The sequence below is a fragment of the Parageobacillus sp. KH3-4 genome, assembly GCF_022846435.1.
Classification (GTDB): Bacteria; Bacillota; Bacilli; order Bacillales; family Anoxybacillaceae; genus Parageobacillus; species Parageobacillus thermoglucosidasius_A.
The window spans coordinates 2,394,587-2,407,546 of the sequence record NZ_AP025627.1 but is presented as its reverse complement, the minus strand read 5'-3'; the positions used below and the strand labels follow the sequence as shown (position 1 = coordinate 2,407,546).

At 41.7% G+C, this 12,960-nt stretch carries 12 protein-coding genes; 11 read left to right on the top strand and 1 reads right to left on the bottom strand.

Translation table 11 applies throughout. The features are described from left to right. The first annotated feature begins 7 nt into the window (after window positions 1–7). The 3 genes from MWM02_RS12160 (at window position 8) to MWM02_RS12150 (ending at window position 3,396) form a co-directional block, all read left to right on the top strand. Window positions 8–1,000 (top strand): thiamine pyrophosphate-dependent dehydrogenase E1 component subunit alpha, encoded by a 993-nt coding sequence (locus MWM02_RS12160; protein WP_064550846.1) that lies wholly within the window; start codon window positions 8–10, stop codon window positions 998–1,000. Window positions 1,001–1,028: 28 nt separating this feature from the next. Next, a complete protein-coding gene (locus MWM02_RS12155) occupies window positions 1,029–2,063 on the top strand; it encodes an alpha-ketoacid dehydrogenase subunit beta (protein WP_064550845.1) in 1,035 nt (344 codons plus the stop codon). A gap of 91 nt (window positions 2,064–2,154) precedes the next feature. Further along, window positions 2,155–3,396 carry a dihydrolipoamide acetyltransferase family protein gene (locus MWM02_RS12150; RefSeq protein WP_244402126.1) on the top strand — a complete coding sequence of 414 codons (1,242 nt, stop codon included), beginning with the start codon at window positions 2,155–2,157 and terminating at the stop codon, window positions 3,394–3,396. A gap of 321 nt (window positions 3,397–3,717) precedes the next feature. Here MWM02_RS12150 and MWM02_RS12145 read toward each other — a convergent pair whose 3' ends face one another. Continuing rightward, window positions 3,718–4,176, bottom strand: a complete 459-nt coding sequence (locus MWM02_RS12145) for a hypothetical protein (RefSeq protein WP_064550843.1) — start codon at window positions 4,174–4,176, stop codon at window positions 3,718–3,720. A gap of 450 nt (window positions 4,177–4,626) precedes the next feature. Here MWM02_RS12145 and MWM02_RS12140 point away from each other — a divergent pair, with 450 nt between their 5' ends. Genes MWM02_RS12140 through MWM02_RS12105 form a run of 8 tightly spaced genes read left to right on the top strand, consistent with a single transcriptional unit; the run spans window position 4,627 to window position 12,942 of the window. Next, complete coding sequence (locus MWM02_RS12140) at window positions 4,627–5,394, top strand: response regulator transcription factor (protein ID WP_064550842.1); 768 nt, start codon at window positions 4,627–4,629, stop codon at window positions 5,392–5,394. Next, complete coding sequence (locus MWM02_RS12135) at window positions 5,391–6,482, top strand: XdhC family protein (RefSeq protein ID WP_244402125.1); 1,092 nt, start codon at window positions 5,391–5,393, stop codon at window positions 6,480–6,482. The genes MWM02_RS12140 and MWM02_RS12135 overlap by 4 nt, the downstream gene beginning before the upstream one ends. A gap of 21 nt (window positions 6,483–6,503) precedes the next feature. Next, window positions 6,504–7,151 (top strand): nucleotidyltransferase family protein, encoded by a 648-nt coding sequence (locus tag MWM02_RS12130; RefSeq protein WP_064550840.1) that lies wholly within the window; start codon window positions 6,504–6,506, stop codon window positions 7,149–7,151. Continuing rightward, window positions 7,108–9,525: a xanthine dehydrogenase family protein molybdopterin-binding subunit gene (locus MWM02_RS12125; protein ID WP_244402124.1), complete on the top strand. Its 2,418-nt coding sequence runs from the start codon at window positions 7,108–7,110 to the stop codon at window positions 9,523–9,525. Before MWM02_RS12130 ends, MWM02_RS12125 begins: the two co-directional genes overlap by 44 nt. Next, the gene (locus MWM02_RS12120; RefSeq protein ID WP_081260224.1) at window positions 9,522–9,977 is read left to right on the top strand and encodes an SRPBCC family protein; all 456 of its coding nucleotides are present in this window, start codon (window positions 9,522–9,524) and stop codon (window positions 9,975–9,977) included. Before MWM02_RS12125 ends, MWM02_RS12120 begins: the two co-directional genes overlap by 4 nt. 29 nt (window positions 9,978–10,006) lie before the next feature. Then, entirely contained in the window at window positions 10,007–10,894 is an 888-nt protein-coding gene (locus tag MWM02_RS12115; protein WP_244402123.1) for an FAD binding domain-containing protein, read from the top strand. After that, window positions 10,881–11,375: a (2Fe-2S)-binding protein gene (locus MWM02_RS12110; RefSeq protein WP_064550837.1), complete on the top strand. Its 495-nt coding sequence runs from the start codon at window positions 10,881–10,883 to the stop codon at window positions 11,373–11,375. The genes MWM02_RS12115 and MWM02_RS12110 overlap by 14 nt, the downstream gene beginning before the upstream one ends. A gap of 4 nt (window positions 11,376–11,379) precedes the next feature. Beyond that, window positions 11,380–12,942 (top strand): class I adenylate-forming enzyme family protein, encoded by a 1,563-nt coding sequence (locus tag MWM02_RS12105; protein WP_244402122.1) that lies wholly within the window; start codon window positions 11,380–11,382, stop codon window positions 12,940–12,942. The last annotated feature ends 18 nt before the right edge of the window (window positions 12,943–12,960 follow it).

Below are 12,960 nucleotides of genomic sequence, written 5' to 3'. Positions count from 1 at the left end.
GGAAAGCATGACAGTGACAAAACGGGAATCCAAGAGTCTTATGAAAGAAAAAGCAAAATGGATGTATCAGAAAATGTGTGAAATTCGTCAGTTTGAGGACAAAGTTCATGAAATCTTCAGCAAAGGTATTTTGCCAGGATTTGTTCATTTATATGCTGGTGAAGAAGCAGTGGCGGTAGGGGTTTGTGCTCATTTGAATGAAAAAGACTATATTACAAGTACGCACCGCGGACACGGCCACTGTATTGCAAAGGGCTGTGACTTGGACGGGATGATGGCGGAGATTTATGGAAAAGCAACAGGATTATGCAAAGGAAAAGGGGGATCCATGCATATTGCCGATGTGGAAAAGGGAATGCTTGGCGCTAACGGAATAGTCGGCGGCGGTTTTCCTTTAGCTGTTGGAGCTGGCTTGACGGCGAAATTGAAGAAAACGGGTGCTGTTGCCGTTTGTTTCTTTGGCGATGGCGCGAATAACCACGGTACATTCCATGAAGGAATTAATCTTGCGGCTATTTGGAAATTGCCAGTTGTTTTTGTCGCGGAAAACAATGGGTATGCTGAGGCAACTCCTTTCGAATATGCATCAAGCTGCAAAAACATTGCCGACCGGGCAGCCGCTTATAACATTCCGGGAGAGATGGTTGATGGCAAAGATGTAATTGCCGTATACGAGGCGGCAGAAAGAGCAATAACGCGTGCTCGCAACGGGGAAGGACCAACTTTAATCGAATGTAAGACCTATCGAAATTATGGGCACTTTGAAGGGGATGCACAAACGTATAAATCAGCCGAAGAAAAAGAAAAACATTTAAAAGAGTTAGATGCCATCGCAAGATTTCGCAACTATATTCTTTCCAATCAGTTGTTATCAGAACAAGAACTATCGGAAATAGAACAAGCGGTAGGGGAAGCCATCGAAAAGGCAGTCGATTTTGCAGAAAAAAGTCCATTCCCAACGGAAGAAGAGCTGTTAAAAGATGTTTATGTATCCTATTAATCATAAAAGTTAGGAGGTAAAAGCCATTATGACAAGAACCATTTCTTTCTCACAAGCAATTAATGAAGCGATGAAGCTCGCGATGCGCAAAGATGAAAATGTTATTTTGTTGGGGGAAGACGTAGCCGGCGGTGCAGCCGTTGATCATTTGCAGGATGATGAAGCTTGGGGAGGAGTAATGGGCGTCACAAAAGGCCTCGTCCAAGAGTTTGGAAGAGAAAGAGTATTAGATACGCCGATTGCGGAAGCTGGATACATTGGGGCGGCGGTTACAGCAGCGGCAACGGGGTTAAGACCGATTGCAGAATTGATGTTTAATGATTTTATCGGCAGCTGCTTAGACGAAGTAATGAACCAAGCAGCAAAACTTCGCTATATGTTCGGCGGAAAGGCGAAGGTGCCTTTAACTATACGAACGATGCACGGAGCTGGATTTCGCGCGGCTGCGCAGCATTCGCAAAGCCTATACGCGCTTTTCACCCATATACCAGGGTTAAAAGTCGTTGTTCCTTCTACCCCGTCCGATGCGAAAGGGCTTTTACTCGCCTCTATTTTTGATGATGATCCAGTCATCTTTTTTGAAGATAAAACGCTTTATAACATGAAAGGAGAAGTAGAAGAAGGATTTTATACCATCCCTCTCGGAAAAGCAGATATTAAAAGAGAAGGCAATGATTTGACCATTGTGGCGATAGGAAAACAAGTGCATACGGCTCTAAAGGCAGCGGATATGTTAAAAACAAGAGGAATGGAAACAGAGGTCATTGATCCAAGAACGTTGTCCCCGCTGGATGAAGAAACGATTTTATCTTCTGTGGCGAAGACAGGCCGGTTAATTGTGATTGATGAAGCAAATCCGAGATGCAGTGTAGCGACAGATATCTCTGCGCTTGTCGCAGATAAAGGGTTTGATTATTTAGATGCTCCGATTAAGATGATTACTGCTCCGCACTGTCCGGTTCCATTTTCACCAACATTAGAAGATCTTTACTTGCCAACTCCGGAAAAAGTACTTCAGGCAGTAGCTGAAATAATAGGGGATGAAACGATTATAGCAGTTTAATCCATTCAAGCGTGTTGCTAAAAGTAATTTTACTGTGGCTTATCTAGCAACACGCGTTCCTTGTACCAATCGAAAAAGGGGAGAGATGGGAATGGCGGTTGGAATTTTCATGCCAAAGCTAGGAATGAGTATGAAAGAAGGAACGGTGGTAGAGTGGTTAAAGAAAAAAGGAGATAAAGTGAAAAAAGGAGAATCGATCGCTGTCATTAGCTCCGATAAGATTGAGACAGATATCGAAGCGCCGCAAGATGGAGTGTTATTAGATATCCTTGTCGAACAAGATGAAACGGTGGAAGTAGGGAAAGTAATTGGCTACATTGGCCAAGAAGGAGAAAAACCAGATGATCAGTCCAATGAAACGCCACAAGAAACACCAAAGCAAGCAATGCAAGAAGTAGCTGCATCTGTTGGAACCATCGAGCCAAACAGAACGTCTAGACATATGTTGCGCGTTTCTCCTGCTGCTAGAAAATTAGCCCGTGAAGCTGGAATCGATTTAAGCCATATTAAAGGTTCGGGGCCAAAGGGACGAATAACCAAAGCAGATGTAGAAAAAGCCATCCAACTAAAACAAGCATCTTTGCAACGGGTGCATGAGAAGCAAACGATCGCAGAAACAACCGAGATAACAGCAGAACGAAAAGACGTTACGGTAAAACCGGTGACGGGGATGCGAAAAGTAATTGCGACAAGAATGTTTGCAAGCTTGCAACAAACGGCTCAGCTAACGATTCATATGAAAGCGGATGTGACGGAATTGCTTGAATTACAAGAAAAACTAAGGGAAGAACTACAAGACGAACCTGATATAAAACTTACGATCACCGATTTTATCGCTCGGGCAACGATTTTAGCATTATGTATTCATAAACGGATGAACAGCCTTTATCAAAATGGGCATATCCATACGTATGATTCCGTGCATTTAGGAATTGCAGTCGCATTGGAGAACGGTCTGGTCGTTCCGGTCATCCCTTATGCCGAGAAACTTTCTTTAAAAGAAATTTCGAAAAAAATAAAGGAATTGAGCGTACGGGCAAGGGAAGGAAAATTAAGCAGTGAGGAAATGAAAGGCTCCACTTTTACGATCACAAGTCTCGGTGCATATGGTGTTGAATTTTTTACGCCAGTGTTAAATCCGCCGGAGGTAGGAATCCTTGGAGTCGGAACGGCCGCAGATGTTCCAGTCTTTATAGGAGATGCTATTCATAAAAGGAAAATTTTACCGTTAAGTTTAACGTTTGATCATCAAGTGATCGACGGTGCACCGGCTAGTCAATTTCTTACCACTATTAAAAATTATCTGGAAAATCCATATAAAATATTACTGTAGTATTATATTTAATTAGAGGGAGAAAAAGAGGCATAGGTTTCTTATCATGGTTGTTTGGAAAAGAAAGTAATCCAATTTCGGATTGCTTTCTTTTTCTTTTGGTAAGATGATGGATAAACGGTTTGGCAAATTTGCCTCCAAAATCGCCCATCAATTCACTCGACAGCAATTATGTCATTCTATAAAAAGGATCAAGGTATGAATTTGTTTGTTAATGCAACGGAAAGTGCAGTTGAAGAAGAAAATCCAAAACAAAATGGTTGGATTAGAGCGCCAACCTGTTAAATGTATTATTAATAAACATCATTGTAATTCCCTGCTTTACTGCTCACTTCCAGTAGGGAACGAGACTCCCATCGATTTTAATGCTGCTTTCGTTTGAGATAAATAAGATTCTGCTTGGTTTTGCCATTGGATGATCAGTTTGATGAAAGGTTTGAAATCTGGAGTAGCATTTTCCTCCATTATTTTTAATCCTTCACGAACTTTTTTATCCTGATTTTCTGCATTAATGATACAGGCGGTCATGGTTTTTACAATGGATTGTTGTTGCTCACCATTTGATAGCCTTTGAGCTGAACCCACTGCCGTGACACGATGATAAGAAGCAGGAACTAGATGGTTATGCATCTCACTATTACCTTTTAAATCTTTCGTTTTTGGAATATGAAAAAGCTGACTGCTCATGGCACATACCATTTCTTCGGCGTATAAACTGTGCTGTAACAAAATTAAAATTTGTGTCCATGGATTAACTCGATACAAATAGTTAGGATACAAAAAATCATCTCCTTTTTTATAAAATAAAAACTTCTATCTTCATTTTATGAATAAAGTTCGGAGTTAATGTAAATTTGCGTGAAATAAAAATGGTTCAGTCAAAGGACATCCGGTTAGGAGGAAGAAATCAGGGCATAAACTTTATATACAGTGACTTACAGGATCTAATTCGTTTGGGGAAAAGCAGAAAAAAAGCGGAAATGTCAATCCGCTAATTTTAAAAAACAAGGAGGACGTTATTCTAATGAATGGATGGAATATATTGGTATGGTAAAGCGGAATCGAAATGTCATATAGGAGGCTGACTAGCCAGCATTTGTTATCTGTACTCAAATGCTGGTTTTTATTTATGAGAAAATTCTAAAGATAAAAAATTAAAAATAAAAAAGTGAAATTTTAAAACAATTGAAAGATATTATTGTCTATCATAATAACCAAGGAGGGTAGCAATTGGCTGAAATATTAATTGTTGATGATGACAAATATGCAAGAAAGGAACTTAGGACATTCATCGAGGAAAGCAAATTTCGTTTTCTCACCATTTACGAGGCAAATACAGCTCAAAGAGGCATGATCCTTCTGAAACAAAATCGTCCGAGCATGCTAATTTTGGATATCACGTTACCGGATATGGATGGAATTAAATTCGGAAGATCAGCGTTACAATTGTATTCGGACTTGCCGGTTATTGTTGTGACGCAGTTGAAAATGTTTGAGTTTGTGCAGAAAGCGATTAATTCAGGTTTTTCGGCATATTTGTTGAAACCGCTTTCTAAAAACGAATTGTATGAAACGCTGGAGCGGATTTTGCCTAAAGGACTTAGCCGAGAGATTAATCAAACTATCAATGGGAATAGTACATTTTCTTCAGATTTAAAAAATCCGATTGAAAGTGCTATTCAGTTTATTCAGATGAACTATGGGTACTCTCTTACGCTAAAAGAGGTAGCAGATCAGGTATATTTAAGTCCATCCTATTTCAGCCGATTATTTAAAGAAGAAGTCGGTATGACGTTTGTGGAATATTTGACGTTTGTCAGAGTGCAGAAAGCGAAAAGTTTACTTCGATTTTCCAGTCTGCCGATTGAAATCATCGCACATAATACGGGATTTTCTAATCCTAGCTACTTTGCGACCACCTTCAAAAAAATTGTGGGAAAAACGCCGAGCGAATATCGGGATCAATTCTATTTTCAGGAAAGGGGGGTGAAGCCGTGATTGCGATAAATAAAGAATTGAAACGTTGCAAAAAGGAAGGGCTTTCAGGTGTACTGGGAACGATCATTTCGACAGAAGGCTCTACTTATCAAAAAACGGGAGCAAAATGCTTTATTTCCGAAGACCGGAAGCTCACTGGGCTTTTAAGTGGCGGATGCGTTGAATCAGATGTTATTGAACATGCCATGAAAGTTCTTGAAACTGGAAAACCGGCAGTCATCCATTACGATTTTTACGGAGACGATGACATCGTTTGGGGACTTGGGGTTGGTTGCAACGGAAAAATGAATATTTTTTTACAGCCATATCTTCCTGCTAAACAACCTGAAAAGGCAGCAATGATTGATCGTTACTTTTCAGACTCCCTGCAGAAAACGTTGCACACTGTCACTATTGTGAAAGCGAAAGACGAATCGCTGCAAGGGAAAATGTGGGTTATTGATGATGCTTTTGACAATAATGACCTACCTATCTCTATTTATGAGATTGCTGACGATTATATGATGAGAAGAAAGAATTTGAAAAATGAAATGGTGTATTTAGGCGGCGAGCAAGATTTGTATGTGTATTATGAATCAACAAGTCCGCCGCCTCATCTTGTCGTTTTCGGCGCAGGCCCCGATGCCATTCCACTAGTCAAAATGGCGAAAAATTTGAATTGGCTAGTTACTGTGCTCGATTATCGCCCATCTTATTGCAATGAACAGAATTTTCAAGAAGCCGATTTCATTCATGTATATCCTGCCGGCAGTGTACCAAACGTTTCACTTCATGAAAATTCATATGTTGTCATAATGACACATAATTTCTTGAATGATAGGGAAATTTTAGAATCTATTTTAAATTCAGATGCGGCTTACATCGGACTATTAGGACCGAGAAAAAGAACGGATAGATTGATTGCGACAAGCAACATCCTCATAACCAATGAAAACACCCGTCGCATCCACAGTCCGATTGGACTCGATATCGGAGCCAAAACGCCAGAAGAAATCGCTCTCAGTATTTTGGCTGAAATCATGATGGTATATAGAGGGGGAACTGGAAAGAAGCTGTCGCAACTGTCATCTATGGCGCACTCTGTATGAAGGAGGTGCCAGTTTATTTAGATGGGAAAGAACATATGGGGAATTATTTTAGCCTCAGGTTTTTCAAAGCGCATGGGAAAACCCAAGCTGCTTCTTCCGTACAAAGGTAAATCCATTATCCGGCATGTAATTGATGAAAGTGTGAAGTCACGTTTAAGCGGTGTGGTTGTCGTAGTCAACCCCGAGATTGCCGAGCTTAGAAATGAAGTTTCTAGGTCGTGCGTGAGCAAACTGGTTTTGAATGAACAAGCAGGACAAGGAATGTCAACATCGTTAAAAGCGGGATTGATGAATCTACCTTCAACGGCTGCTGCTGCCGTTGTATTGCTCGGTGACCAGCCGCTTGTCTCATCAGATGATATCGATGCGGTTATCGGATGTTATGAATCGAATGAGGGGGCTCCCATTGTTCAAGCAAGCTATCAATCGAAAAGAGGGCATCCTGTTCTGTTTGATTGCTCGATGTTTCCGCATCTTTTCAATGTAACAGGGGATGAAGGTGCGAGATCCGTTTTAAAAACGTTCGCAAATAAGATATGTTTTGCAAGAATCGATAAACCATTTCCTGGTGATATCGATACGCCGGAAGACTATGAGCAGCTTCTTCGGAAGGAGGTAAAGTTAAATGGGCAAAGTGATTGGCAAAAGAGTGACACGTGTAGAAGATAAAAGGCTGCTGACCGGGCAGGGAAAATACATTGATGATATCGGAACACCGCCTAATACAGCTCATGTGGCGATTTTAAGAAGTCCTTATCCTCACGCAAAGATCGTCTCCATTGATTATTCTGAAGCATTAGAGATTCCGGGAGTGAAAGGCGTAGTCACAGGTAAAGATGTTCAACCATTGGTAAATCCTTTCAGTGTTGGAGTAAGTGCGCCTGTCCAATACTATCCAATTGCTATTGATAAAGTGCGTTACGTTGGCGAGCCGGTAGCGGTTGTAGTAGCAAAAAACCGCTATATTGCGGAGGATGCTCTAGAAAAAATTAAGGTGAAATATGAAACGCTCGAACCGGTTGTAGACATTGAGCGCGCACTCGAAGAAGGAGCGTCTATTTTACATGAAAATGTCGGCTCGAACATCGCCAATCACCGAACGTTTCACTACGGGGATGTTGATAAGGCATTTCAGCAAGCGGACAGAATTATAAAACACCGCTTTCATTTTCCGAAATATTCCGCGACGCCAGTCGAAACATACGGTGTTATTGCGCAATATGAGGAAAGCACGGATAGTTACACGGTTCATGCAAATTTCCACGGTCCGTTTGTTCTCCATTCGATTATGGCTGGTGCGCTGAAAGTGCCAAGCAACCGGTTGCGGATCATCATTCCGAAAGATATCGGCGGTAGCTATGGAATTAAAGCAGGTATATTTCCTTACATCGTACTTTGCTCGGTGGTCAGTCGTCTCGTAGGATGTCCGGTGAAATGGATAGAAGATCGGCAGGAACACTTGGCAGCCAGTTCAAGTTGTACCGATCGCGTGACGTATATTGAAGCGGCAGTGAAAAATGACGGAAAAGTGCTCGGCTTAAAAATGAAAATGATAGACAATGTCGGTGCGTACATCCGGGCGCCGGAACCTGCTTGTCTATATCGGAACCACGCAAACACAACAGGTGCCTATGACATTCCAAACTTAATGATTGATGCTTATGCAGTAATGACGAATAAATTGCCAACTGGTCTCATCCGAGGATACGGCGGCCAGGAAACGTATTTTCCTCTTGAACGGATCATGCAAATGATTGCTGATGAATTAGAAATGGACCCGGCTGATGTAATTAGACGGAATTTAATTAAAAAAGAACAGTTCCCTTACAAAACAGCGTCTGGCGGAGTGTATGATAGCGGCGATTATGAAAAAGCGTTTGACCTATTATTAAAAATTGGGAAATACGAAGAATTTCGCAAAAAACAAGCGGAAGCGCGAAAGAAAGGAAAATTGCTTGGCGTTGGATTAGCGGTCATCGTTGAACCATCTGGTTCCAATATGGGGTACATTACGATTGCCTTGACTCCAGAAGAAAGGAAAGCGGGATTACCAAAATCGGGCTGTACAGAAGCGGCGACGATTTCGATCGATCCGATGGGAAATGTAAATGTCCGCATCAGCACCACTCCTACCGGCCAAGGGCATGAAACTGTCGCAAGCCAAATCGTTTCAGAAATACTAGGCATTCCACATGACAAAATTAACGTTGTTGCTGAACTCGATACGGCTACAAGCGCATGGTCCATCGCATCTGGAAGTTATTCAAGCCGTTTTGCGTCACTCGGCTCCAGTGCCGTTTACTACGCAGCGCAAAAAGTAAAGCGCAAGCTCATTAAAATTGCAGCACACTTTTTACAGATTGACGAAAATGATTTAACAATAAAAAATGGTCAAATTATTTCAAAAACGGATCCATCTAAATCCATATCCATTAAACGAGTGGCAGGATCAGCACATTGGAATCCGCTTTCGTTGCCGAAAGGAATGGAGCCAGGCATTTATGAAACAGCTTATTACACAGCTCAAGCAGAGCCGCCGGATGATAATGACCTTATTAACTCGTCGATTACGTATGGTTTTGTAGCGGATTTAGTGACGGTGGAAATCGATCCGGAAACAGGAGAAATCCATATTCTTGATTATTACACTGTCCATGATGCTGGTAAATTGCTAAATCCACTTATTGCCAACGGGCAAATTTTAGGAGGCCTTGTGCATGGGCTTGGTGGGGCCATGTATGAAGAGCTCGTCTACGATGATAAAGGCCAGTTTTTAACTGGATCATTTATGGATTATTTATGTCCTACAGCAACAGAAATACCGAGAGTGACTATCAAACATATTGAGACACCTTCGCCAATTACACCGCTTGGTGCGAAAGGCCTTGGAGAAGGAAACTCAATGAGTGCACCTGTTGTCATTGCTAACGCAGTCAACGATGCTTTGAAACCTTACGGCGTGACCATTGATTCACTGCCTATAACACCTAATAAAATATGGAATCTTATTCATCATTCCATAAAACAGGAGGAGTTAGCATGAACGGAAGCGGAAAAGTAGCATTGAATGCAGGAATCGAAAAAGCGTGGGATGTGTTACTTAATCCACAAGCATTAAAAAACTGTATTATGGGGTGTACGAAGCTGGAGACGGTTGGAGAGAACAAATATGAAGCGGTGTTGTCTATCGGAATTGCAGCTGTTAAAGGAAAATATGAATCGACCATTGAGATTGCTGATATTCAAAAGCCGAACCATTACAAGCTTATTGTAAAAGGGGAAGGAGGCCCCGGCAGTGTCGAAGCGACTGGGGTGGTGGACCTCATTCCGATTGATGAAAATACTACGGAGTTGCAGTATACGTATGATGCAGAAGTTGGCGGTAAAGTGGCGATGGTCGGCCAAAGAATGTTAAACGGTGTTGCTAAGTTGATCATTCAGGATTTCTTTAAAAAATTTAATAAAGAACTGGCTAAAAGTGAACAATCCGCCTAAGTAGATGGGGACAGAAAGGAGGGAGGTTCGTGAAACCGGCAAAATTTGACTATTATTGCCCAAAAACAGTAGATGAAGCACTTTCGCTTTTAGAAGAAATAGGATTTGATGGCAAAATAATTGCCGGAGGTCAAAGCCTCGTGCCAATTATGAATATGAGACTGTCGACACCTGAATACTTAATTGATATTAACCATTTAAAGGATTTGCAATTTATTGAGTTTGATGGTAGCAAAATGAAAATCGGCGCGTTGACGAGACAAACTGAAATTGAAATGTCAGATGCAGTACGTCAACATCTAGGGCTTCTAAGTGAAGCTGTTCCGTATATCGGTCACGTTCAGACGAGAAATCGTGGAACATTTGGCGGAAGTCTTGTTCATGCTGATCCATCAGCCGAAATTCCTCTATCATTAATGGCGCTTGGTGGAACACTTCATATTGCTTCTAAAGAGGAAGTGCGGGAAGTAAACGTGGAGGATTTTTTTGTCACTTATTTAACAACCGATATTATGCCGAATGAGCTGCTAGTGGAAATTCACATTCCAGTGCCAGAAGGAAGAGCGGGATATTCATTTCACGAAATTTCACGACGCCACGGTGATTTTGCTCTCGTGGCCGCTGCCTGTCAATTATCCGTCGATAGTCAGGACCGCATTTCAAAAGTTAGATTGGTTTTGGGAGGCGTTGATGCAGTACCATTATTGATTACAGAGGCAAGCGAGTTGATGGAAGGGGAGTATTTGTCTGCCCCGCTTCTAAATAAAATTGCCGATATCGTTGATGAAGCTGTAAATCCTGAATCAGATCTGCACGCAACCGCTGACTACAGAAGGCACCTTGCGAAAAAATTGGCAGTGCGTACAGTAAAAACAGCCTACGAACGAGCAAGGAGTGAAAATAATGAGCGTTCATGAAATTGAAGTTACAATAAACGGAAAAAAATATCAAGAACAAGTCGAATCCAGAATGTTGCTCAGCGATTTTTTGCGAGAAAAGTGCGGTCTCACTGGCACACATGTAGGCTGTGAGCATGGTGTGTGCGGTGCTTGCACGATCCACTTAAACGGTTCGGCTGTCAGGAGCTGTCTTATCTTTGCGGTACAGGTAGACGGACAGGAAATAACAACGGTAGAAGGCTTGACAAAAGATGGTGAACTGACGCCGCTGCAAAGAAATTTCATTGAATGTCACGGCCTTCAGTGCGGTTTTTGTACACCGGGTATCCTAATGTCAGCAGCCGACTATTTGCAAAAACATCCGCATCCAACCCTTCAGGAAATAAAAGAAATGCTATCCGGTCATTTATGCCGTTGCACAGGCTATGAAGGGATTATAAAGGCTATTCAAAAAACAATTGATGAAAGCAATCACCATTACGAAGCGGAAAGGAGATGATGGAATGAATCTTGTCACGATGTTTGATTTCGCTGTCGAACGTTTTCCAAACCGGGCCGCTGTTGTAGAAGGCGACAGAAGGTATACGTACAGACAGTTTCATAAGGAAGTAACGAAAGTAGCAGCATCGCTTCAAAGAATCGGCATTAAGCAACATGACCGCGTAATGATTCTGTTAAAAAATCGCCTTGAAAATACGGTCATTTACTGGGCACTCCAAAAAATTGGAGCCGTGTACACGCCGATCAATTTCCGGTTGGCTGTGAAAGAAGTCGAATACTGTGTAAACGATGCAGAAGCGACCGCTGTTGTATACGAAAGTGCCAGCCAGGAATCCGTTTTGAAAGCGAACTTTCAGCAAAAGCCGATCCTGATTGGTGTTGGAGAAGTGGAAGGGGCTGACATTTATTATAATGAGCTCGTCGACAGGAGCCCTGAAAGTTTTGAAAAACCAGTGATCCATGACGATGATGTGGCTATCATGCTTTATACATCTGGAACAACCGGAAAACCAAAGGGGGTTCCGCGAACCCATAAAAACGAATACAGTTCCGCGCTTGCCCATATTATTCAAAACCGATATCAAGATGGAGAAAGTACATTGGGCACGATGCCACTCTATCATACAATGGGGATGCGCTCCCTTTTATCGATCATGTTTTTAAACGGTAAATACGTTATTTTGCCCGATTTTGATGCTAAAGAAGCGCTTGAATTATTGGAACGCGAAGAAATCACCTCGCTTTATTTAGTGCCTACATTATATCATGACATTTTAAATCATGAAGAATTTCATAATTATGATTTGTCCAAGTTGAAGAAAATCGGCTATGCCGGTGCACCAATGACAACCGCTTTAGCGGAGAAGTGCGTGCAAATGCTGAAACCGGAAGTTTTTATTAACCATTATGGGAGCACAGAAATTTACACGTTTACGATCAATCCGAATGTTGCGGAAAAACCAGGATGTGCAGGCAAACCGGGATTGCATCAAAATATCCGCCTCGTTAAAGCCGACCCTAATGGTCAATCAACACCGGAAGATATTGTTGAAAAAGGGGAAATCGGTGAAATCATTGTCAATGTTGAATCTCCTGAAAGCTTCAAAGGTTATTGGAATCGGCCAGATGCTACCAAAAAAGCGATTAGAGATGGTTGGTATTTCACAGGTGACCTCGGCATGTTAGATGAGGATGGAGATTTATATGTTGTTGGACGTGTAGATGATATGATCATTTCCGGCGGAGAAAATATTCATCCGATTGAAGTGGAAGATGTTTTGGCAAAACATCCGAAAGTACAGGAAGTGGCTGTCATCGGTGAAGAAGATGAGCGCTGGGGGCAAATTGTAGCCGCTTATGTTGTACCGAAAGATCCATCGCTCACATGCCAAGAACTAGATCATTATTGCAAAAACAATACAACGCTTTCCAATTTTAAGCGCCCGAGAAAATATGTATTTATTAAAGAAATACCAAAAAGCCCTGTTGGGAAAATTCTCCGTCGCAATATAAGAAATGGAGAATTTGAACTTTATATAAATGAAAACGAAAAAATAGTTTATTAAATTAAGAAAGGAGAGCCA